The organism is Labilibaculum manganireducens, from assembly GCF_963665805.2.
Taxonomy (GTDB): Bacteria; Bacteroidota; Bacteroidia; order Bacteroidales; family Marinifilaceae; genus Labilibaculum; species Labilibaculum manganireducens.
This window is the reverse complement of record NZ_CAXXEE010000003.1, coordinates 3758708-3782347: the sequence shown is the minus strand read 5'-3', so window position 1 is coordinate 3782347 and position 23640 is coordinate 3758708. Positions and strand designations below refer to the sequence as shown.

The following is a 23640-nucleotide window of genomic DNA, read 5'->3' as shown; positions in this document are numbered from 1 at the left end:
CAATTAGTTATGGCTAGTCAGGATAAAATTAAAAAGTTAATTGATTTAAGAGCAGAGGCTAAGCTTGGTGGAGGTGTGAAAAGAATAGAATCTCAACACAAGAAAGGCAAGTTTACAGCTCGTGAAAGAATCGATATGCTTCTTGATGAAGGAAGTTTCGAGGAATTTGACATGTTTGTATCGCACCGTTGTACTAACTTCGGTATGGAGAAAACGAAATTTTTAGGCGATGGTGTTGTTACCGGTCAGGGAACAATCGACGGACGTTTGGTATTCGTATTCTCTCAGGATTTTACTGTTTTTGGCGGATCGTTATCTGAAACTTTTGCACAGAAAATTTGTAAAATCATGGATATGGCAATGAAAATGGGTGCACCGGTTGTGGGTCTTAATGATTCAGGAGGAGCTCGTATTCAGGAAGGTGTAACTGCTTTGGCAGGTTATGCTGAGATTTTCCAGAGAAATATTATGGCTTCTGGTGTAATTCCTCAGATTTCAGCAATTTTCGGTCCTTGTGCGGGTGGTGCTGTTTATTCTCCGGCTCTTACCGATTTTATCATGATGACAGAAGAAAAGTCATACATGTTCGTTACTGGTCCTAAGGTTGTTAAGACGGTTACTGGTGAAGATATTTCTGTTGAAGATTTGGGAGGTGCCAAAATGCATGCAAGCAAATCAGGTGTATCTCACTTCATGGTAGAAGACGAAGAAGAAGGTATCATGATTGTACGTAAGTTGTTATCTTACATGCCGTCAAATAACTTGGAAGAAGCTCCAATTACAGCTTGTTCAGATCCTATCGATAGAATGGATGATGTCCTTAATGAAATCATTCCTGCAAATCCAAACATGCCTTATGACATGAAGGATGTAATTTATACGATTGCTGATGATGCTGAATTTCTTGAAGTTCACCGTCATTATGCAAAGAATATTATTGTAGGTTTTACTCGTATGGGTGGAATGTCTGTAGGTGTTGTTGCCAATCAGCCTAGTTTCCTTGCTGGAGTACTTGATATTGAGTCTTCAAGAAAAGCGGCCAGATTCATTCGTTTCTGCGACTGTTTTAATATTCCAATTTTAACCTTGGTTGACGTTCCTGGTTTCTTGCCTGGATCAAGTCAGGAATTTGGTGGTATCATTACTCATGGTGCGAAATTAATGTTCGCTTATGGTGAGGCTACAGTTCCAAAAGTAACTATTACTCTAAGAAAATCTTACGGTGGTGCTCATGATGTAATGTCTTGTAAGCAACTTCGTGGTGATTTGAATTATGCATGGCCTACAGCTGAAATTGCTGTTATGGGTGCAAAAGGTGCAATCGAAGTACTTCACGGAAGAAAAATGGCTGAATTGTCGGATGATGAAAAAGTAAAATTCATCGCAGAAACTGAGCTTGAGTACAACGAGGCATTTGCAAATCCATACAATGCAGCGTCATATGGTTATATCGATGATGTAATTGAGCCACGTAATACACGTTTCAGAGTGATTCGCGCATTCCAGTCTCTTCAGACTAAGAAGCAAATGAATCCACCTAAAAAACATTCTAATATTCCATTATAAAAAAAACGTTCTATGTTAATGAATATTTTATCTATAGGAAGTCAAGGTGGATGGACTGTTGCTATTGTAGGTTATTCCATTGTATTTGTTGCATTGGTACTACTGGTAATTGTTTTTGTCAATTTGCCGAAACTCTTACACCTTAACTTAAGAAAAAAGTTGGTGAGAGAAGGTCGATCTGGCTCTGAAACTGATGATTTAAACATCGAGGGAGGTGTTAATGCAGCTATTGCAATGGCCTTGCACATGCACTTTAACCAGAATCACGATGATGAAAGCAATATCATTACAATTAAAAAAGTTACTAAGAATTATTCTCCATGGAGTTCTAAGATTTATGGAGTAATGAATCAACCAAGATAAGCAAAATGAAGAAGTTCAAATTTACAATACGTGGGCAGGAATACGATGTTGAAATCAAGGATTTTGAAGGATCGAATGCCAAAATTGAAGTGAACGGAACGAGTTATGATGTGGATGTGCATGTTGCAGATAAATCATCAAAAACTCCTAGATTGGTTCGCAAGCCTGTGGTTAATAAGCCAGGCGAAGGTAGTATAAAGAAAAGTGGAGGCGGAGCTTCAACAGTAAAGGCACCACTTCCGGGTAGTATTATTAAAATTAACATTGCAGTTGGTGATTCTATCAATCCGGGAGATACTCTTTTGGTGATGGAGGCAATGAAAATGGAAAATAATGTGTTAGCCGAAAAAGGAGGAACCGTTAAAGCCATAAAGGTTGCAGTTGGCGATAGCGTACTTCAGGATGACGTACTAATTGAAATAGCATAACATCTCAAGAATAAAAGGCAAAAACTATATAATGAGAAAACTTTATTCATTGGTATTCTCAATGATTTTGGTAATGGGGTTAGCTTTTAACTCCATTGCTCAAAAATCATCGGATACCGCAGAAAAATTAACAACGGGAAAATGGGTTAACCATGAAGATGGTTATATTCCTAACCCGGTTGGAAATTCCGATATTACTGTAAAAAGATATAAAATTTTCGAATTCAAAAGTGATAAAACATTTATCATGGATTCGGTAAAGCAGCGTTTTACTGGTAAGTGGAAAGCAGAAGGGGAAAATGTTATAATGACGTTTAATCCACAAACTGTAACACACTTGCAAAAAAATATTGATCCGAACTCTAATTCGAATAGTTATCTTACAACTTCAGAAATTCTAAATCTTGGTTCGCGTATAGCCAAAGTAGATGGTGATTTTCTTAGGTTTGCCAACTCTAGTCTTGATTGTGAAAATAATTCAGGCGCGGTAGTTGGATTAAAGAATTTTTATGAATTTACCGGTTTTGCGAATGTTACCGGTGGTAACTTATTGATGGTATTGATCGGCTTGTTTTTTATCTTTTTAGCCATTAAATACGATTACGAGCCTCTATTGCTGATTCCAATCGGAATGGGTGTTATTATTGGTAATATTCCAATGTTTCAGGCTGTAGATTTTAATTTGAAATTAGGAATTTATGAGCCCGGATCAGTAATGAATATTCTGTATTCAGGGGTGGTGAGTGGTTGGTATCCTCCACTAATATTCCTTGGTATTGGTGCAATGACTGACTTTTCATCGCTAATTAGCAATCCAAGATTGATGATTTTGGGTGCAGCTGCGCAAATTGGTATTTTCGTTACCTTTTTGGGAGCTCTTTGGTTGGGCTTCGCTCCGCCGGAGGCTGGAGCAATAGGAATTATTGGTGGTGCCGATGGACCTACAGCAATTTTCCTGTCATCGAAATTGGCAAATGGAATGAATGTGATGGCGAATGGAGAAACTGTTAAAAATCTAATTGGACCTATCGCAATTGCAGCTTATTCATATATGGCTTTGGTTCCGGTAATTCAACCTCCGATTATCAACTTGTTAACAACTAAGAAAGAGAGAAAAATTAAGATGAAGCCACCACGTGCGGTAAGTCGTCTTGAGAAAATAATTTTTCCTATCATTGGATTGTTGTTAACTGCATTTATTTCTCCAACAGCATTGCCTCTTTTGGGTATGTTATTCTTTGGTAACTTACTAAAAGAATCAACTGTAACCAATCGTTTGGCTGATACGGCAAGTAATGCGTTAATTAACACAATTACAATTTTATTGGGAGTTACTGTTGGTGCATCCACACAGGCTGATGTTTTCTTAACTAAAGATTCGATCTTAATTTTCGGATTGGGTGCAGCTTCATTTATTGTGGCTACAGCTGGAGGTGTAATTTTTGGTAAAATTATGAATTGGCTTTCTCCAAAAGATCGTCCGATTAACCCAATGATTGGAGCGGCGGGAGTATCGGCAGTGCCGGATAGTGCTCGTGTTGTTCAAACAATGGGGTTACAAAATGATCCAACCAATCACTTGTTGATGCATGCAATGGCACCTAATGTTTCCGGTGTTATTGGCTCAGCAGTGGCAGCTGGTATTTTATTGAGTTTCTTGATGTAATTAACATCAATATAGATATTGTAAAGGGTTGTCGGTTTCGACAACCCTTTTTTTTGTTTGTTCATGAACTTGAGTACTGTCATTTTTTTTTCACGTCTAAAATGTTATATTTAGATACATTAATTGATCAGATGTAAAATGGTAATAAAAGGAGTGGTGGGAACTGATTATTTAGGTTCTTGCTTCTCCTTTTTTTCTTTGGAAATTTTGGCGATCTAAATCTCATTCATTATGGAACTTGGAGAACAAATTAGCAGGTCTGGAAATTGTGATTCTAATAGCAAAGGGGATTGTTTTGTTAGTATTGAGTTAACACAATCCGGAGGTGTAAATTTTGAATTGGAATCAAAGGTGAAAGTTTTTTACGGGAAATCAATCGAAAGACTTTGCAGATCAATACTTGATTTCTTTTCAATTGAGAATGCTGTCATTGCAGTTAAAGATAATGGGGCATTGCCTTATGTTATCGCAGCACGAATCGAGTCGGCAGTTAAACAATTAGTTGCTTCTGAAAAAGAATTTCTCTTCGATTTTCTTACAGATAATTTATATCAGTCAAATAAGGATCGGTTTCGGTTTTCCAGGCTGTATCTGCCCGGAAACACGCCATATATGATGATAAATGCAGGTCTTCATAAACCCAATGGTATTATCCTTGATTTGGAAGATGCTGTTGCTGTCTCGAAAAAGAATGAAGCAAGATATATCGTGAGGAATGCTTTGCGTTCTCAGAATTTCTACGGTGCAGAGAGAATGGTTCGAATTAATCAAGGAGAATTAGGCATTGAGGATTTGGCCTTTATTGTGCCTCACAATGTACATGTAATTTTAGTGCCAAAATGTGAGTCTGCTGCTGATGTTTATAAGATTGAAGAAGAAATCAGAAGAATTAAGAAACGCGAAGATTTGATACAGGATATTTTTTTGATGCCAATTATTGAAAGTGCTCTTGGAGTTGAAAATGCTTATGAAATTGCAGCTTCATCAAACAATATTACTGCTGTGGCAATTGGTCTTGAAGATTATACCGCAGATTTGGGGGTTCAGCGAACCAATGCGGGCACAGAATCTTTGTATGCAAGAATGCGGGTTGTGAATGCTTGTCATGCAGCCAAAATTCAGGCAATTGATTCTGTTTTTTCGGATGTGGGGGATATGGAGGCATTGGCCGAAAATGTAAAAAGGTCGAAATCATTGGGGTTTCAAGGGATGGGCTGTATTCATCCCAGACAGATATCAGTAATACATGAAAATTTCGCACCAAATTGGAATGAAATAGAAAGGGCAAAGAAAATTGTGAATGCTTTTCATGAAGCAGAGAAGAATGGGCTTGCTGTTGTATCGGTTGGAACAAAAATGGTTGATCCTCCTGTGGTAAAGCGACAATTAAAGGTACTTGAATTAGCAATTAATCTTGGAATACTATCAAAGGATTGGAGGAATGAATATGTCGGTTAAATTGATTGAAAATGCTGTCGGACGAATGGTTCCGACAGAAATTAATGGTCAGAAGGAAATTCCTTATATGGGAGTTGGAAAATTTATACCTAAGAAGAGAAAATATAATTCTTATATCTCTACCAATGCTGAGTTTCCTGCTGATGGTAATAAAAAAGTAAAGAACTTAAAAGAAGCCTTACAAAAAGCAGGTCTAGCTAATGGCATGAGGATTTCTACTCACCATCATTTTAGAGATGGAGACTTGTTGGCCAACATGGTGTTTGATATTGCGCATGAGATGGGGGTAAAGGATCTGATTTGGTTTCCATCAGCATCATTTCCTTGCCATGAACACCTGATTCCATATTTGGAAGATGGTACCATTTCCCGTATTGAGGGAAGTATGAATGGCCCTTTAGGTAAATATTGTTCTGAAGGCAAAATGAAGGGTGTAGCTGTTTTGCGTTCCCATGGTGGAAGGTATCAGGCTATTCAGGATGGAGAAGTTCATATTGATATTGCCATTATTGGTGCCGCTTGTGCTGATCCTTTTGGAAATGCAAATGGACTTAACGGTAAGTCAGCTTCAGGTTTACTCGGATTTGCTTTAGCTGATTCTCAGTTTGCAGATAAGGTAATTGTTGCTACGGATAATATGGTCGCTTTCCCTTGTGTACCATGGCAAATTCAAGGAAATTACGTCGATTTTACTGTTGAAATGGATCAAATAGGTATTCCGGAAAAAATCGTTTCAGGAACAACGCAAATCACGAAAAGTCCGGATCGTTTATTAATAGCAGAATTGACTGCGCGATTTTGTGAGGAAGCAGGAATTATTAAAGATGGATTTTCATTTCAGGCAGGGGCAGGAGGTACGTCACTGGCTATTGGTGAGTTTTTTTGCAGAATAATGAAAGAGAAAGGCATAAAAGCCAGGTTTGCCAGAGGTGGCAGTAACAAATATCTGGTTCAGATGCTTGAAGAAGGACTTGTAGAATATATATTGGATGGTCAGACTTTTGATTTGGAAGGAGTGAGATCTATGCGGGAAAACTCAAATCATGTGTGGACCAGTCCTTTTACAAGTTACAACTATCACAGCAAAGGGAATTTTGCAGGAATGGTTGATGTTGCCATCTTAGGGGCTACAGAGGTGGATGTTAATTTTAATGCAAATGTAGTTACACATTCGGATGGTTATTTGCTGCATGGCATCGGTGGTTGGCAAAATTGTTTGTTTAGTAAGACTGTCATTTTACCCATACCGCTTTTCCGAAATAGAATTCCGGTTGTTAGGGAAGAGGTAACAACAATTTGTGGTCCGGGAGAATTAATAGACGTTATTATAACCGAAAGGGGAATTGCAATTAACCCTTTGCGTAAAGATCTGTTCAAAAAGTTGAAGGAAAGTAATTTGCCTATTAAATCTATCCACGAATTAAAAAAGGAAGCGGAAGAAATATGCGGTATTATGGAAAAATGTGTTTTATCAGACGAGATTGTAGCGGCTATAAAATGGGTTGATGGAACCGTTATTGATGTTGTGAGAAAGGTTTTATAGGAAGAAATATTCAATTCAAAGAAGAAGCTTCGGGATTTCCGAAGCTTTACTATTTACCAAAGTTTAAATTTACTTTGTGTTGAATTTTCTACTTTTACTGCAATTTTAGGAATTTCAGTATCTAATATGCTGTTGATGTAACTAATACATTTCCCGCAACCGGTATTAGCTCCGGTGTACCTTCTTATCTCTTCAATTGTAGTTGAATTTTTTTCATGAATTGCCTTATCTATGGTTTTTCTGTCTACCATCTGACAGTTACAAACTATATCCCTCATTGTTTTTGCTCTTTTAATAATAATCTGCTGTAAATATATACATTATTCAATTTAAACCATCAAGTCTGAGAGTGTTATTTTAAATGATTCCAGATAAGATTAAAAAGGAATGGTTTGTTACAGATGATTTTCAAGGTATATTTTCATCTGCCTGTACATGTCAATTACAAGATCTTTTTTAGGTAAAGTTTCGAATATTTGTTTTAAGTAAGTTTTTTCACTTACTATTTTAAAGCTCTTTTTATACTTAAGGTCAAAAATTAAAGACATCTGATAAAGCTTTAGATCGTTGAGTGTAAGTACATCTTTAAAGTCAACATGTTTTTCGTCAATAATGCTTTGATAAAGCTTTTTAGAAATTTCCGGTTTATCCGATAATTCCATTTCGAGTCTTTTATTACTACCCTGTTTGTTGTTTGAATAATAATCAGAGACAACATGAAGTATATCTATTTTATCGGCATCTCTTAAAATTTGACAAAAAGGCAAAAGCTTAGGATCAATTGATTTTGGAAGAAGTGATTCATTGTGGTTTCGAATACTTTCAATTACCATATTCGCTTCTTCCTCTGTAAGCTCTGATAAAATATTGTTTTCGGTGATGGTTGAAATTCCAAGTTGGATATGATTTATTTCTTCTGTGTCGGAGAATGTTCCAAATTTTGTCAATTGTTCAAATCTACCAACATCATGTAACAATGCAGAGATTTGCGCCAAAATTACATCAGACTCATCTAAACCTGATTCTTCACCAAGTTCCTTAATTAAATTAGCTACACGAAATGAATGATTTCGTTTCAAATTAATATTAGACTTAATCTCTTCGATCTCATTTTCAAAACCTGCAACATAGCTGTTAAACCATGTTTCTATATTATTGTAGACTTCTTGCTTCACTTCTTAGTCATTAAAAAATTGCCCACAAAACTACTCTTTTTATCTAATTTTAGAAAGGAATTTGGGGAGTATTGGTTTGTGAAAAATTAACATATATATGACAACTTGATCAATGTGTTGGATTTAGTTGTCAATGGGTGATAATTAAAGATGAAACAGGTTTAATGATCGGATACAAAATATGAGAATGATAGATATTAGTATCCATCTAAGGAAATTGGCACCCCAATTTACGGCAAAGTGAGACGCTGCATAACCACCAAATACATTACCTATAGCTGCAATGGAACCAATACCATAATGTATTTGATCATTCATCATGAAAACGATCAAAGCAAAGGGGCTGTACAGTAAAACAATAAATACTTTTAAGGCATTGGCTTTAATCAGGTCGTAACCCATTTCCAGAACCAATATACCTATTAAAAAAATCCCTACTCCAATATGAATAAATCCACCATATACCCCAATTGTAAAGAATATTGCGAATTGCTTGAATCCAAATTTTTTATTTTGAAGAATTTTGGAACCGGCAAGCCATCGATTTGGTTTGAAAAACAGTAAGCCCCCCATTATAAGCATCACTCCAGCTATTAATATCTCAAATAGATCCTTGTTAATACTTATAGCAATCTGCGCTCCTAAAACAGATCCAAGAACTGTAGGTAAGGCTGGAAGAATTCCCTTTTTTAGTTCTAAAACATTTTGTTTTTTGAAATTATAAGAGGCTGCAAGTGTTTGCATGATCACACCAAATCGAATTGTTCCATTGGCCAGTGGAGCCGAGAGGCCTAAAAACATAAATAGGGAATAGGAGATTACGGTTCCACTTCCAGCAATTGTATTAATAAAACCCACCATAAATCCTGCCAGCAAAAGTAAACATATAATGGGAAAGGAGTAAATGTCCATTTCGTGAAGGTTAGCAAATAGTTCAGTCATGCCATTTGTTCTATAAATAAATGGATTAATTGATTGAAGGTATAAAAAAAACGGCAATTCTGAATTGCCGTTATATGGTGTTAAAGAGAATAGATCTCTTTTACTTTACAGGAGCGTTTTTGAGGATATCAAGAAGATGTTTCCAAAACTTATCTACCGTTTCAATATTAATTTTTTCATCAGGAGAATGTACATCTCTTAGTGTAGGACCAAATGAAATCATATCCATATTAGGGTATTTTTCAAGGAAAAGTCCACACTCAAGTCCTGCGTGAATAGAACGGACAACAGGATCAATTCCAAAGAGCCTTTTGTAGGAATCTACAGCAACAGTTAGTATTTCTGATGACGGGTTTGGAGCCCAGCCCGGATATCCATCAGAATGTACTATTTTTGCATTTGCCATAGTCAGACAAGTGCCGACCATTTGAGCGATATTGTACTTTTCACTATCCACATCACTTCTTTGCGATGTGGTAATTTGAATTTTATTGTCGTCTGAAAATTTAACAGATGCCAAGTTTGTTGAAGTTTCAACCATTCCAGGCATTTTCGAACTCATGGAAAAAACTCCGTGCGGACACGCGTAAATTGCATCCATGAGGTTTGAAGAGCTTTCTTCATCAATAACAAATGTTGGTTTGTCGGTAGATTCAAGAGAGATTTTTAACTTGGGTTCAGTTATTTTCCAAACCTCTTCCATTTCTGACGCATAAATATTCAAATCAACACGAACATTCTCTTTGAACTCAGAAGGCAGTGTAATAATAGCGTAGGCCTCACGGGGAATAGCATTTCTTAAATTGCCACCTTCAAAACAGGCAATACGAATACCATATTTCTTATTTAATTGCCAAAGAAATCGATTCAGAATTTTGTTTGAATTTCCACGACCTTTATTAATTTCATCACCTGAATGTCCTCCAAGAAGACCTTTTACATCAATTCGTACTGAAAAATGCCCATTTGGAACATCTTCCTTGGTATATTCTATTGTTGCCAGAGTATCAATACCTCCGGCACAGCCAATAAATATTTCACCTTCATCTTCAGAATCAAGATTTAATAGTATTTCTCCATTAAAAAATCCTGATTGCAGGGCAAATGCACCAGATAACCCTGTTTCCTCATCTACAGTAAAGAGACATTCAATAGGTCCATGTTCAATATTGCTTGAGGTCAGAAGTGCCATTTCTGCAGCCATTCCGATACCATCATCGGCGCCTAGTGTCGTTCCTTTCGCTTTTACCCATCCATTATCAATCAAGGGAATTATAGGATCCTTATCAAAATCATGAACTGTTTCATTGTTTTTTTCGCAAACCATATCCATATGCGATTGTAAAACAATCGTCTTTAGGTTTTCTTTTCCAGGAGTAGCTGGTTTGCTGATTAACACATTTCCAATCTTGTCTCTCTTTGTTTGTAAGTTGTGTCTTTTGCCAAACTCCATTAAAAAGTCGATTATTCGATCTTCTTTTTTTGAAGGTCTTGGAACTTGACAAATATCTTCGAAATATTTCCAAATTTCCGAAGGCTGTAATTCTGCGAGTATTTTTTTCATTGTTGTTTAATTTTTCACCAAATGTAGCAAATTATGAATTTTGTTGAGGAATATCATTTAATTTTTCGAGGATACATATTTTGTATTTTGTTTTTTTTCCCATACCCCCTTTGTTCAATGTGACACCATGTGAGGTTGAGGTGTTTTTTCATCAGGCTGATTGTTGTATTTTGGGGGTGTTGACTAAAAAACTTCTGTTTTTTTTGAGTTTATCGTGTTATTTTCAAAAAAAAACATTTTTTTTTTATTTTTTTTGAATTTAATATGTCGTATCCTTTTTTTATAAGCTATAGTGTTGATTTTTAAATGGCAATAAACGATACTTCCAATTGAATTATTTAGGTGAATCCCCTAAAAATACGATAAAACATGACATAAGTCATAACTTGATCAAGTGTTAAAAGTGTGTTAATTTTTGTTAAAAGCTTTTTAAATGCTATTTTTAAGATCTAGAATTACCATTAACCATTTTGCATCTTTACTTAATTACTAACTAAAAAGTTTTTTTATGAAAAAAATGATTGGACTATTTGTATTACTCATTTTTATGGGAATACAAGTAGTAAATGCGCAAAGCAAGCAGATTTCTGGTACTATTACCAGTGCTGAAGATGGTCTGGGCATGCCCGGAGTATCTGTTGTTTTAAAAGGTACCACCATTGGTGCCAGTACTGATATTGACGGGCGATATTCCCTGGAAGCTAAATCTACAGATGTATTGTTGATTAGTTTTGTTGGTATGGTTACCCAGGAAATTAAAGTTGGTGACAAAACTGTCATTAACGTTGTGATGGAAACTGAATCCATTGGTATGGATGAGGTTGTTGTTACTGCTTTAGGTGTTACACGTGAAAAAAAATCACTTGGTTACGCTGTAACAGAAATTGGTGGCGATTTGGTAAATGAAACTAAGGAAACCAATATCGTAAATTCTTTGTCTGGAAAAGTGGCCGGAGTTCAGATTCGTCAGGCAAATACAATGGGGGGATCTGCAAATATTCTAATTCGTGGTACAGCATCCCTAATGGGGAATAATCAAGCTCTTTTTGTTGTTGATGGAACTCCAATGGATAATAGTAATATAAATACTGCTGACCAGACAAGTGGTTGGGGCGGATATGATTACGGTAATGCTGCATCGGATATTAATCCGGAAGATATTGAGTCGGTTTCAGTACTGAAAGGTGCTGCAGCATCGGCTCTATATGGATCGAGAGCTGCCAATGGTGTTATCTTGATAACTACGAAAAAAGGATCCAAGAGAAAAAAAGGACTTGGTGTTACCGTAAATACAGGTATTACCTATAGTACTATCAATAAGGAAACGATGCCTGAGTATCAATATGAATACGGTGCAGGTTATGCTGATTATTGGAGTGAAGGTGACTTTAATGGTGTGACAAAAACGGTTGTGAACACTGCGGATGATGCATCTTGGGGACCTAAATTTGATCCGAATTTGCAGGTAGTACATTGGGATGCCTTAGATCCTACAACAGCAAACTATGGAGAGACACGTCCTTGGGTAGCTCCTAAAAGTAAAGTATACGACTTTTTTGAAACAGGTATAAAATATGTGAATAGTGTTGCTCTTGAAGGAGCAAATGATGTGTCTAATTTTAGATTGTCATTTACTAATTCTGATGAAACAGGAATATTACCTAATAGTTCGATTAAAAAGAACTCAGTTTCATTAAATTCAAGTCTTAAATTGTCTGATAAACTGAAAGCTAGTGCTAGTGCCAACTATGTAAACACTAAGGGATTAGGTAGATATGGAACAGGTTATGATGACAATAATCCTATGCAAAACTTTGCACAATGGTTCGAGACAAATCTTGATTTTAAAAGGTTAAAAAATTTCTATAAAAATTCATTGGGAGAACATAGAACATGGAATGCAAATGCTGCAGATGATTTGAGTGCTGCATATGCAAATAACCCATACTGGACTCGTTATGAGAATTACGAAGATGATGAAAGAAATAGGTTATTTGGGTTTGTTTCTTTAGATTATGAGTTAAATGATATGTTTTCTTTGACTTTTAAATCATCTCTTGATTTTTATCATGAGAGACAAAATGAACGAGTAGCTGAAGGAAGTCATGCTCAATCTTATTTCTCTACACGTGATAGAACTTATTCTGAATGGAATAATGATTTGATGTTGAAATTTAAAAAGAGAGTTAATGATTTTAATTTCACGGGATTGATTGGGGTAAATTACCGCAAGAATACAATTCAATCGATTTTTGCAGAAACATCTGGAGGTCTGGTTATTCCAGGACTTTATACAGTTGATAATACCAGAACTGAAAAAGCTGCAAATGAAACTCTTCGGGTTCGAGATATGAATAGTGGATATGCTAGTTTTTCTGCGGGTTATAAGAATTTCGCTTATTTGGAAGCATCAATTAGAGTTGATGAATCGTCCACTTTACCAAATGATGAAAATCTTTATAGTTATCCTGCGGTTTCAGCTAGTTTGATTCTCTCGGAATTGGATGGGATCAAAGATTTAACTTTTCTATCTTTTGCTAAATTAAGAGCCAATTATGCTGAAGTTGGAAATGATACTGATCCGTATAATGTTATTACTACTTATGATCGTTACTCTAATTGGGGTACACAAGGTTCGTATTCTGTAAATGATGTTTTGAAAAATTCGAATCTAAAATCGGAAAGAACTGAGAGTACTGAAATTGGTTTAGAGGCAAACTTTTTCGATAGTCGATTTGGTTTTGATATTGCGTTCTATAAATCAAACTCTTTTGATCAAATTATGGATGTTAATGTTTCAAGAGCGAGTGGTTATTCCCGTGCTTTTGTTAACGCTGGTGAAATTGAGAATAAAGGTATTGAATTGGGACTTAAATTGTCTCCAGTTAAAACGAATGATTTTAGTTGGGATATAGACATCAATTGGGCAAAAAATAAGAATAAGGTTATTAGCCTTTATGATGGAGTTGATAATATTTTGATTACTTCAGCTTGGGACATATCTTTAAATGCGAAAGTGGGACAACCATTTGGTGTTTTGAAAGGAACCAATTATGTATTAACTAATGGTAAAAGAACTGTTGATTCAGATGGATACTATCAAAAAACAGATGAAGAAGAGGTAATTGGTAGCATTCAACCTGATTGGACTGGAGGAATTTCTAATACGATTTCGTATAAAGGTTTTACATTAAGAGCTTTAGTGGATATTCAGAAGGGTGGTGATATTTATTCTGTAGATAATAAATATGGTTTATCTACTGGTCTATATAAAGAAACTGCTGGCTTAAATTCCAAAGGAAATCCTAAGCGTGATGCAGTAGCTGACGGCGGTGGTGTTTTGCATGCAGAAGCAGTTAATGCAGACGGATCTCCTAATACTACATTTGCAGAAGCTGGAGAATGGGGTGAAGATTATGATTATGATATTTCTCCAACTGCAAGATACGTTTTTGATGCTTCATATGTTAAATTGAGAGAGATTGCTTTATCTTATTCATTACCAAAAAATCTTTTGAGTAAAACCTTTTTAAATAAGGTTGTTGTTTCTGCTGTAGGTAGAAATCTATGGATTATAGATAAAAATACTCCTGGTTTCGATCCTGAAACTGGACAAAGTTCTGGTAATAAACAAGGAATATCAAATGGTTCCTATCCAACTACTAAAACTTATGGATTCAATGTCACTTTAGGATTTTAACTTTAAAGAAAAATAAAATGAAAAAGATTATATATTTATTATTGGGAATTGTTTCTATTATAGGGATAGTTTCTTGTGATTTAGAGGATAATATTGATCCAAAGAATCCTAGTGAGGTTTCTGTGGATGCCTTATTAACAACTGCAGAGATTGCATTTGTAGATCAGTATAATAATATGAGTGTTAATAGAAATATCTCTAGACTTTTAGCTCAATATTGGATGCAAAGAACCTATCCAAATGAAAGTAGATATAACTTCTTGGATCGTGGCATACCAGATACGTTTTGGGCGGAATTTTATCGAGATGTTTTAATGGATCTTGAAGCAGCTAAAAAGATTATTGATGAAAAAGGTTTTACCGGAGCTAATGCTTTAAAGGCTAAAAACCAAATTGCAATAATGGAAATTTTAGAGGTTTATACTTTTACAATCCTTACTGAAACATTTGGGAATATTCCATATTCTGAAGCGTTTTTAGGTCGAGAGAATACTACACCTAAGTATGATGATGCCTCAACTGTTTACGCTGATTTATTAGTACGTTTAAATAAAGCAATCTCTGATTTAGATTCTAATAACGGTACATTTGGAGCTGCGGATTTGTTATTTGATGGTGATGTTGATAGTTGGATGAAACTTGCAAATTCGTTAAAATTAAGAATGGGTATGCGTATGGCAGATGTACCAAGCTTTAACTCGAAAACTGTTGTAGAAGAGGCGGTTGCAGGTGGTGTGTATTCTGCTGATTTAGAAGGGGCATTCTTTGGTTATATTGGATCGGTTCCTTACCAGAATACTATTTATGAGGGATTTGTTGTGGACGCGCGAAAAGATTATATTCCATCTGAAACATTGATCGATATAATGAATGCAGTTAATGATCCGCGATTGCCATATTTATTTACGGAAAAGGATGGAGCTTATGTGGGGAAACCATATGGAATTACAGCTAGTAGTAGTTATGGTGCACACTCTCATTTTTCAGAAACATTTTTTGATCCTAAGTTAGAAGTTATTTTAGCGGATTATTCAGAAATGGAGTTCTTTTTAGCTGAAGCTGTTGAGAGAGGTTACGCAGTTGGTGGAACCGCAGAATCTCACTATAATAATGCGATAACTGCTAATATTCTGTATTATGCTAATCTTACTGGTGCAGATGCTTCAGCTGCGGTAGTTGCAGCTACGGATTATCTTGCTCAACCTGAAGTTGCTTATACTACAGCAACTGGTACTTGGCAGCAAAAAATTGGTACTCAAAAGTGGATTGCTATGTATAATAGGGGAATTGAAGGATGGTCAGAATGGAGACGTCTTGATTTTCCTATCTTAGCTATTCCAACAGGTAAGACTTATGCTGATATTCCTGTTCGTTATCCTTATCCTTTTGATGAGAATGAAATGAATGAAGATAATTATAATGCAGCAGCTGCTGCAATTGGAGGGGATGAAGTATCCACTCGACTTTGGTGGGATATAGAGTAATTTACGTTAGAATTTTAAAAGAGTTGAACTTTTGTTCGACTCTTTTTTTATGTTATCGCTTGAGTGTATTGTCTTTCAGTCAACTTAATTTATTAAGAGTTATGTCATAATGTAAGGATAAAAAGATTTTTCCCAAATTAATTTATTGATTACAACTCATAAGAAACTCCCAAAATAAAATTCCTGCCACCAGCACTAATTCCAGATGAATAAGGTCGGTATCTCTTGTCTAAGATGTTTTCCACACTTATATTAGCAATAAGCTTTTTGTTTATTCTAATTTGATTGTTAAAGCTTACAGTCATCCAGGAAGGGGAGTAGGGCATTCCATTTTTGTCTTTTGCATACAAATAGGCTTTGTCTCTTTCCGTATCAGCAAGATTCTTATAGCTGATTTCATCATTAAATTCAAGGCTTAGTTTTGATGTTAAGTGTTTCGCTTTATAGGTTAACGACGTATTTCCAAATATTGGAGGAACATGTCGTACCGGACTGCCATCTTTGTATTTCCCTTTTGTAATCGTAAAATCTGTATTGGCTGAAAAATGATCAGTTAACTTCAAAATTGCACTAAAGTTACCTCCCCATATCTTTGCATTATCTGCATTTACGATGGCTTGAATTGAGCTTTCCTCGCCATCATAAATTAGAGTAGTTTGTCCGTTGTACGAAAAATCTTTTCTAAGCATAGCCTGATCTAAGAAGGAGTAGAATCCATTTAAGTCAAGAAACAGGGTGTTGAAAAAATTTTTGCTCAGGTTTACTTCAAAATTATATACTGTTTCAGGTTTTAAATTCTTGTTCGGAACAACAACTTTCCCTGGTTCCGAATCAAACACTTTTGCGACATCATCAATATTTGGAGCTCTGAATCCTGATGTAGCATTTAGTTTGAGCAACCATCCTTTATTGGATAAATGACTTATGCCGATACCACCATTTACCGCACCAGAGGAAAGATTTAAGTTATCGAAAGGAAAGTTGTAAAAGCGATTGTCCAGAGTAGATGTTATCCAAACATGAGAATATCGTATTCCTGTATTTAGGATCCATTTTGAGTTTAATTTCCATTTTAAGTTGGAGTAGAATGCCAAACTGGTATACTTGGAGTTATCAGGGTAACGACTTGATGTTTCTAACTTTTCATGGGAAAAAATATTTGTGTTATTTCCGTAAGAATTTATTTTATTGTGAGTCCATTCACTCCCATAAAACAATTGAGAGGATGAATTTATTTGCTTTTCAGCATCAGCATTTACGGAGTATATTTTAAGATTCTCGTCTCTGTTCGTTAGTGTTGAAGAATCGAATTTTCTGCTATATCTGCTTTCTTGATAATTTTGATAACCAGCTACTACTTTGTAAGAATTGTATAGAAATGTTGGTTTGGAATTATTAATTTTTAAAGAATGCAATTGAAGTTTTTGAGGGCCGTAATACCATTCAGCATATTTTAACTGACCACCTGAATATTGTATTAATCGGTCGTATCTCGGAATATTTGATGTTTCGGAATGTTGAAAACTGTATTGAAAATCCATTGTTTCTGAAGCTTTGAAACGTATTTTTTGCAATACATTAATTTGGGAATAGCCACTGTGTTTTTGATTTTCAGGATTTGGATTTTGGATTATTTCATCTGTGCCATTTCTGCTGATAACATATTGAGGTCGCAAGTAATCATCCGGACCGTGTTTTCCCATTTTTAAATCCGAGAAATCAGAATAGCTGACACTACCTGCTAAACTCAATTTGGAAGTTCCAAAATTGTATTTGCCATGATTCATTACTTCGCTATTAGCAGAGGAATATCTGGATTTGAATGAAAAGTTGATGTTAGGCACTTCAGAAGTTGACAAACGTGGCTTTATTGTATGAAAATCCATTACGCCACCAATGGCATCGCTTCCATAAATAATAGAGCCTGGTCCCAAAATTACTTCTGCCGATTCAAGACTGTTTGGATCAATATTGAGTACATTTTGAAGGTTACCACTTCTGTAAATGGCATTGTTGAGACGGATACCATCCAATGCAATGAGAACTCTGTTGGCCGCAAATCCTCTGATCATTGGACTGCCTCCTCCCAATTGGCTTTTTTGAATATAAACCTGATTACATTCCATTAATAAATCTGCGCTGGTTTGAGACGTACTTTGTTTTATCTGGTCTTTGTTTATTTGTATCACCTTTATCGGTATCTCACTACTATTCTCTTCCCATTTATTAGCAGATACCACGATCTCGGATATTGGGAAGATTATGGATTGTAAGGAGATAATAAATAATTTATTTTCTATTTCTGAAAAAGTAAACTGAAGATTTTTATAAGAAGGATGTTGAAAGTGAATAAGTTTGTTTTTTGAGAAGCCAGCCAAGCTTGCTTCTCCCATGTTGTTTGTTGTTATTGATTTTTCCGAATCAAATATGTATACATTTTCTATTGGTTTGTGAGTTTTCGAATCGGTAAGTTTAATTGTTTGTGCAAAAGCACTGATATTAAAGAGTAGTGCAATAATACAGAGAAGTAGACGGATCATTTGGTTAGGATTTTCAGGATTTAGTTTAGAATTCAAATATATGATAAATATTTTATCTGCGGAACGGAAATAAAAAAAGGCATCTTTATGATGCCTTTTTTTTATGAAAAATGAGAATTAATTACTCGAAATAATAACTTTTTCACCCTGATCGTAAACGAGATCTTTAGGAACTTTAGCCCTTTGAATTCGATATAAGTCCTGTAATAGTTCATTATGAATAAACCCCTTTGTTTTAATTAGCTGGTCAGCTGTTTCATAATCACCATTTCCTTCTATTTCAAGAACTAATTTTGATAATGATTCTATGGCCTTTTTCATTTTGTAAAAATTAACCTTGTAAGTGCCACTCTTTGGGGTGTATTTAAAGGCCTCATTTTCTTCGAAATAGTAAAAACGAATCATATTGGCAACCCCTTGCGAATCTTTCACCCCAAAACGAATAGACCTAAATACATCAGCCATATAGGTAACGTAATTATCCATTAGTTCAACATCATCAATCTGCCCCATATCAGTTAGTTGTCCAAGAAAAAACATTCGAAGCACATCATTTTTCACTTCATTTATTACATTGTAATGTTCTTTTAAAGCTTCTTTTACACTTCCTTTCCCATTTATGGTTTGTGAGATTCCAAGCCCATCGCTTATTTCATAAAAAATTGTGTTTAAAAAAAATGACTTGAATGAAACATGCTTGCGCTGTTTTTCTTCGATAACTAAATTCGTGATTGGTTGAAGAATTTGTTCAAATTTGGCTTGCATTACATTCTTGAAATGTAATTTTTTAGCACTGGTAGTTATACTGTTGCCAATAGGCAGGTTCAACCCAATTAGTTTATTGCCAGCATTACAATAACCCGAATTGTATAAAACATCATAAATTACGATTTCTGCCGATTCGGAGGGTGTTTCACTTTTATATTCATCAGAAACAGGAAGGCTTTTTTGCAAATAAGGAAGCAGTAAAGAGTATTTCTCAACATCCTTGGTCCATTGCATATTTCTTAACAAAATAAACGCACCGTAGGAATATTTTGTCCAGATAAAATGATCTTCAGTGTTCGAAATAGGTCCTGCAATAAAATCAATTGGATTGGTTTTCAGATTCATCCACAAATGATCACTTTTCTCGAAATTATCTGAAAGTAAATCTTCAGCACGTTGCAAAAGGTATTCCTTAAAATCTTTAGTTTCGCAGAGCTCTGCAGCATTTTTTAAGGCTGAAAAAGCAATATTTATGTGACTTTGATAAGCCATGTGGTAAGGCAACACCTTTAGTAATCCATTTTCGGTACGGGTTAATGTTGTAAATGCGCTGTATTTATTGTCATTTTTTAAAGAAAAGAATTCTTCCTGAGTTATATCTTCAGGAAAAAAACCAATTCCTAAGGGACGAGGAGGAAAATCATCGGTGAAGGGAGCAAATCCATCTAAACGATCCCATGGACCGTAATTGATCATTGCATACTCCCTCATGTCTGGATCAGTAATCTTATTTAAAAGTTGATTTTTATCACCATATGCCTGCAACCAATAAATTTCATCAATTTCATTTGATACTCTTATTAATTGAGAAAATAGTTTTATTTGATTTGGAGTGAGATTGCTTAAATCGGCAGAGAGTTGAACTTTTACATAGTTTGCCAATTTCCGTTTCATTACAGAGTCGTATTTTTCTTTCTCTTCAGTTTTTTTATTGGGTTGGCAGGAAAAAGCAAATACGATCGAAATGATGAGTCCAAATAAAATTATCAGTTTCCGATTCATAACAATAAGGGTTTGAATTTAAAATACTGTGATTAGCTTATATTAATTTTATGCTTCCTTAACAAGTGAATATGGATAAGTCGTTTGAAAACGATTTGAAGAATACTCTTAGTCATAAGTTACAAAAAAATGAATAGGAAAAAAAAAGAAATTCAAGATGTTTGTGTGTATTTAATCGCCACAAAATTAGATGTTTGTGTTTTGTTCGTTTGTTGTAGGTACCGCAATTTTGATTTCAACCTATTGTCAGGTAATTGAAAATAGATTGAAATCAAATTATTGGGGAAACAAGGTTAAAATTTTTATTCATTCTCTTTTGGATACTCAATTCGTGCATGATAAACGTTAATAAGAGCATTTGTGAAAATTTCTTTGATCTGATTGATATTTTTAAAAGTTATATCAGCATTTTGGAAACGGTTTTCAGCAATTTGCTTGTCAATTATTTTGTCGATAAGAGCACGTATCGTTTCGGGAGTTTTTTCTTTTAAACTCCGCGACGATGCTTCCACTGAATCTGCCATCATTAATACTGCGGTTTCTTTGGTGAAAGGATCCGGACCTGGATAGGTAAATTTTTCTTCATCAATTTCCTTGTCAGGATATTTATTTTTAAATGAGGTGTAAAAATACTGAACTCTTCCGGCACCATGATGGGTTTCAATAAAATCTATAATTAGCTGAGGAAGTTTATGTTTCTTCGCAATTTTAACCCCAAATTTAACATGATCTGTTATAATCTGAGCACTTTTATCAAAATCTAATTTATCATGAGGGTTTGAGTTGGTTAGTTGATTTTCAATAAAATAAGCAGGGTGTTTCATCTTTCCAATATCATGATATAAAGCTCCTGTTCGAACCAGTAAAGGATTTCCGCCAATTTTATTGATAGCTGCTTCGGCTAAATTGGCTACCTGCAGGCAATGTTGAAAGGTTCCTGGTGAGTGCTGCAATAGTTGGCGTAAGAGCGGATGATTTTGATTCGAGAGTTCAATAAGAGTTACATCGGAAAGAAAACCAAATAGTTTTTCGAAAATGTATATCAGTGAGTAGGAAAATGTTATAAATAAGCCGTTTATGGCAAAGAACATAAAGTTCATCCATTTTATATCAGCAATATTTGACTCTTGAGTTATGGCAAATGCAAAGTAGACAATACTATACGTTAAGAAGGTAATGATTCCTGTTAATACTAGTTGTCCACGACGCTCTAATCTTGGGAGGCTGTAAATTGCCATAATACCAGCTGAGAGTTGCAGAAATACAAATTCAAAGCCATTTGGAGCAAGAAATCCGGTAAGTAAAACTGTTATTATAAAAACAAAGAGCGCAGTTCTGCTATCCATCAGCGTTCTCACAACTATTGTTATTAACGCGAACGGAATGATGTAGATATTAACTTTAGTAAATTTAAGAACAAGAGTTGTTAGTGCAACATAGAGCAGTACAAATAATAGTATAAATAGTAATTTTTTGTTGTCATGTAAAATCTGTTTTCTAAAATTTCGCAGATAAAGAAACAGCAGAAGAATGCATGAAATAATTAGCATACATTGTCCGATTACAATTAAATAATGGTTCTGCGACGATCCCAGTATATTTTCATAATCTTTTTTTAGTGATTCCAAAACAAGAAAAGTGTGATCGTCTATAACATCTCCCACAAGAACAATCCGGGTTCCGGATTCTATAATACCTTTTGAAAGGGATACCATGGACAACATACTGGCTTTAACCTGTTCAGACATTGCGGCATCGTAAAACAGATTAGGCTGAAGATAAGAATCAATGTTTAACTCCTGAATAAAACTCTGATATGCGGAAGATGGAAAATCTGCTTTTAATTGATTTGAGATAAATTGATATGCACTTTTGGGTGTATATATATTTTCAATAGGAACAACTTCGTTTAGATTATTTACCGATTTATTTATGAAATCAGGGCGTTTGAAGCCTAATTCTTTCTGTTCATTTTGAAAATCGGCGATTCCAAATTCATAAATTTTACTGAGATTAAGAATAAGGTATTCTTTGAGTCGTAAGAACTCTTTTTCTGTAGTTTGGTTGGAATTATTTAATTTTTTATACGAACCGGATTTTGTGAATTGACTCCATTTCTTGTCAAAATCAGAATTGAATTTATTTGATATTTCAGTAATTACAGCAGTGTCTTTTTTAAAGAAAGGATAGAATTTATTCAAAATACTGTCTTTCTCCTGCGAAATTTCACTATCTGTTTTTAAAAGAGCAAAATCAAAAGGGGCAATTAAGGTTTCGTGCATCCATGGTTTTCCTTTTTGGTATTCGTATTTGAAGTTGCCAATATTAGGAAACAATAGGGTGATGAGAATAATGGTCATTGATGTAATCAAAAACCTGTAGATGTTGTTTAAATTCTGTCGAATCCACCTGAAGTATTTACTCATTTTTGTTTGCTGTTTGTGAGTGCGGTTATTACTGAAATTCTGTTTATAAAAATAATGTAATATTTTGTGCTTGAAAACTATTCTTTGTTTCTTTTAGATGACTTATTTTATTGTCAATTTTGCGATGCCAAATGTAAAAGCATAATTTTATTCTTTATATTTGGTTTGAATGTTAAAATAGAGCAATAAATGAATTACGGAATTTCCGATCTAAGTATTATCCCAGTCCGAAAAGAACCGGCTGAACGAAGCGAAATGGTGACTCAATTATTGTTTGGGGAACATTTTGAGATTCTTGAAGAGAATGAAAACTGGTCAAAAATCAGATTGGCATTTGACAATTACGAAGGTTGGGTGGATACTAAAATGATTACTGCGATTGATGAAGAACTTTTTCAGATTTTAAATAAGGAGCTTCAGGTGGTAGCTAATGATACGTTTAATTTGGTTTTTCAGGAACAGGATTACTCCAATAAATTGATTGTACCTGGAAGTTCATTTCCATTTTGTGATTTGGAGAAGAAGTCATTTAGAATTGCCGATAAGGATTATTTCTATCAAGGCAAGGTTTCTGAAAATTCTTCTGCCGAACACTTACGTGATTCAATAATCGAAAGTGCGTTAAAATATTTTAATTCACCCTACTTATGGGGAGGAAGAACTCCGTATGGAATTGATTGTTCCGGCTTAACCCAAATTGTTTACAAGTTAAATGGGATTGTATTGCCAAGAGATGCAAGTCAGCAGGTTTTAATTGGAAATACTCTCACTTTTGTAGAAGAGGCTTTGCCAGGCGATTTGGCTTTTTTTGATAACGAAGAAGGGAAAATTACTCATGTTGGTATTATTTGGGATCGGCATAAAATTATACATGCTTCGGGCAATGTCCGTATTGATAATGTAGATCATCAGGGAATATTTAATGTTGATAAAAAGCGCTACACTCACAAGTTAAGAGTGATTAAAAGAATTATTAACGAGTAGATTCGATTCAGTAACAATTTGAGGAATTCTG

General features: G+C 34.9%; 16 protein-coding genes. 9 read left to right on the top strand and 7 right to left on the bottom strand.

What is annotated here, in order from left to right; all coding sequences use genetic code 11:
• Positions 1-9: 9 nt before the first annotated feature.
• From ACHZAX_RS14515 to ACHZAX_RS14490, 6 genes are all read left to right on the top strand, one after another.
• A complete protein-coding gene (locus ACHZAX_RS14515) occupies positions 10-1566 on the top strand; it encodes an acyl-CoA carboxylase subunit beta (protein WP_320019640.1) in 1557 nt (518 codons plus the stop codon).
• A 12-nt stretch (positions 1567-1578) separates the two neighbouring features.
• A complete protein-coding gene (locus tag ACHZAX_RS14510; RefSeq protein WP_101310575.1) occupies positions 1579-1929 on the top strand; it encodes an OadG family protein in 351 nt (116 codons plus the stop codon).
• A 5-nt stretch (positions 1930-1934) separates the two neighbouring features.
• Positions 1935-2357, top strand: a complete 423-nt coding sequence (locus ACHZAX_RS14505; RefSeq protein ID WP_101310576.1) for a biotin/lipoyl-containing protein — start codon at positions 1935-1937, stop codon at positions 2355-2357.
• A gap of 31 nt (positions 2358-2388) precedes the next feature.
• Positions 2389-4023, top strand: coding sequence for a sodium ion-translocating decarboxylase subunit beta (locus tag ACHZAX_RS14500; protein ID WP_245870385.1), 1635 nt, complete (start codon positions 2389-2391; stop codon positions 4021-4023).
• A 231-nt stretch (positions 4024-4254) separates the two neighbouring features.
• Entirely contained in the window at positions 4255-5481 is a 1227-nt protein-coding gene (locus ACHZAX_RS14495; RefSeq protein WP_320019639.1) for an aldolase/citrate lyase family protein, read from the top strand.
• A complete protein-coding gene (locus ACHZAX_RS14490; protein WP_320019638.1) occupies positions 5465-7024 on the top strand; it encodes a citrate lyase subunit alpha in 1560 nt (519 codons plus the stop codon). Before ACHZAX_RS14495 ends, ACHZAX_RS14490 begins: the two co-directional genes overlap by 17 nt.
• Positions 7025-7077: 53 nt before the next feature.
• Here ACHZAX_RS14490 and ACHZAX_RS14485 read toward each other — a convergent pair whose 3' ends face one another.
• From ACHZAX_RS14485 to ACHZAX_RS14470, 4 genes are all read right to left on the bottom strand, one after another.
• Complete coding sequence (locus ACHZAX_RS14485; protein ID WP_320019637.1) at positions 7078-7302, bottom strand: (2Fe-2S)-binding protein; 225 nt, start codon at positions 7300-7302, stop codon at positions 7078-7080.
• A gap of 117 nt (positions 7303-7419) precedes the next feature.
• On the bottom strand, positions 7420-8199 hold the full coding sequence (locus tag ACHZAX_RS14480) for an HD domain-containing protein (protein WP_101310580.1): 780 nt from the start codon (positions 8197-8199) through the stop codon (positions 7420-7422).
• A 144-nt stretch (positions 8200-8343) separates the two neighbouring features.
• Positions 8344-9141: a sulfite exporter TauE/SafE family protein gene (locus tag ACHZAX_RS14475; RefSeq protein WP_101310581.1), complete on the bottom strand. Its 798-nt coding sequence runs from the start codon at positions 9139-9141 to the stop codon at positions 8344-8346.
• Positions 9142-9241: 100 nt separating this feature from the next.
• Entirely contained in the window at positions 9242-10705 is a 1464-nt protein-coding gene (locus tag ACHZAX_RS14470) for an aminoacyl-histidine dipeptidase (RefSeq protein ID WP_320019636.1), read from the bottom strand.
• A gap of 508 nt (positions 10706-11213) precedes the next feature.
• Between ACHZAX_RS14470 and ACHZAX_RS14465 the strand changes: the two genes are divergently transcribed.
• The gene (locus ACHZAX_RS14465; RefSeq protein WP_320019635.1) at positions 11214-14405 is read left to right on the top strand and encodes a SusC/RagA family TonB-linked outer membrane protein; all 3192 of its coding nucleotides are present in this window, start codon (positions 11214-11216) and stop codon (positions 14403-14405) included.
• Between the two features lie 17 nt (positions 14406-14422).
• Positions 14423-15889, top strand: coding sequence for a SusD/RagB family nutrient-binding outer membrane lipoprotein (locus tag ACHZAX_RS14460; protein WP_320019634.1), 1467 nt, complete (start codon positions 14423-14425; stop codon positions 15887-15889).
• Between the two features lie 149 nt (positions 15890-16038).
• Here ACHZAX_RS14460 and ACHZAX_RS14455 read toward each other — a convergent pair whose 3' ends face one another.
• The 3 genes from ACHZAX_RS14455 to ACHZAX_RS14445 all read right to left on the bottom strand — a co-directional run bounded on the left by ACHZAX_RS14455 (position 16039) and on the right by ACHZAX_RS14445 (position 22625).
• Positions 16039-18429 carry a TonB-dependent receptor plug domain-containing protein gene (locus ACHZAX_RS14455; RefSeq protein WP_320019633.1) on the bottom strand — a complete coding sequence of 797 codons (2391 nt, stop codon included), beginning with the start codon at positions 18427-18429 and terminating at the stop codon, positions 16039-16041.
• A 117-nt stretch (positions 18430-18546) separates the two neighbouring features.
• Positions 18547-20199, bottom strand: coding sequence for a Zn-dependent hydrolase (locus tag ACHZAX_RS14450; RefSeq protein WP_101308878.1), 1653 nt, complete (start codon positions 20197-20199; stop codon positions 18547-18549).
• A 302-nt stretch (positions 20200-20501) separates the two neighbouring features.
• Complete coding sequence (locus tag ACHZAX_RS14445; RefSeq protein ID WP_320019632.1) at positions 20502-22625, bottom strand: HD family phosphohydrolase; 2124 nt, start codon at positions 22623-22625, stop codon at positions 20502-20504.
• A gap of 189 nt (positions 22626-22814) precedes the next feature.
• On the opposite strand from ACHZAX_RS14445, the gene ACHZAX_RS14440 reads away from it, so the two are divergent.
• Entirely contained in the window at positions 22815-23609 is a 795-nt protein-coding gene (locus ACHZAX_RS14440; protein WP_101308880.1) for a C40 family peptidase, read from the top strand.
• Positions 23610-23640: the final 31 nt, after the last annotated feature.

Excerpts from the sequence above, each read along its gene's own strand:
- ACHZAX_RS14470 (WP_320019636.1), bottom strand. The coding sequence starts at position 10,705 with ATGAAAAAAATACTCGCAGAATTACAGCCTTCGGAAATTTGGAAATAT.
- ACHZAX_RS14475 (WP_101310581.1), bottom strand. The coding sequence starts at position 9,141 with ATGACTGAACTATTTGCTAACCTTCACGAAATGGACATTTACTCCTTT.
- ACHZAX_RS14490 (WP_320019638.1), top strand. The coding sequence starts at position 5,465 with ATGAATATGTCGGTTAAATTGATTGAAAATGCTGTCGGACGAATGGTT.
- ACHZAX_RS14460 (WP_320019634.1), top strand. The coding sequence starts at position 14,423 with ATGAAAAAGATTATATATTTATTATTGGGAATTGTTTCTATTATAGGG.
- ACHZAX_RS14495 (WP_320019639.1), top strand. The coding sequence starts at position 4,255 with ATGGAACTTGGAGAACAAATTAGCAGGTCTGGAAATTGTGATTCTAAT.
- ACHZAX_RS14510 (WP_101310575.1), top strand. The coding sequence starts at position 1,579 with ATGTTAATGAATATTTTATCTATAGGAAGTCAAGGTGGATGGACTGTT.
- ACHZAX_RS14445 (WP_320019632.1), bottom strand. The coding sequence starts at position 22,625 with ATGAGTAAATACTTCAGGTGGATTCGACAGAATTTAAACAACATCTAC.
- ACHZAX_RS14450 (WP_101308878.1), bottom strand. The coding sequence starts at position 20,199 with ATGAATCGGAAACTGATAATTTTATTTGGACTCATCATTTCGATCGTA.
- ACHZAX_RS14440 (WP_101308880.1), top strand. The coding sequence starts at position 22,815 with ATGAATTACGGAATTTCCGATCTAAGTATTATCCCAGTCCGAAAAGAA.
- ACHZAX_RS14455 (WP_320019633.1), bottom strand. The coding sequence starts at position 18,429 with ATGATCCGTCTACTTCTCTGTATTATTGCACTACTCTTTAATATCAGT.
- ACHZAX_RS14485 (WP_320019637.1), bottom strand. The coding sequence starts at position 7,302 with ATGAGGGATATAGTTTGTAACTGTCAGATGGTAGACAGAAAAACCATA.
- ACHZAX_RS14500 (WP_245870385.1), top strand. The coding sequence starts at position 2,389 with ATGAGAAAACTTTATTCATTGGTATTCTCAATGATTTTGGTAATGGGG.
- ACHZAX_RS14505 (WP_101310576.1), top strand. The coding sequence starts at position 1,935 with ATGAAGAAGTTCAAATTTACAATACGTGGGCAGGAATACGATGTTGAA.
- ACHZAX_RS14515 (WP_320019640.1), top strand. The coding sequence starts at position 10 with ATGGCTAGTCAGGATAAAATTAAAAAGTTAATTGATTTAAGAGCAGAG.
- ACHZAX_RS14465 (WP_320019635.1), top strand. The coding sequence starts at position 11,214 with ATGAAAAAAATGATTGGACTATTTGTATTACTCATTTTTATGGGAATA.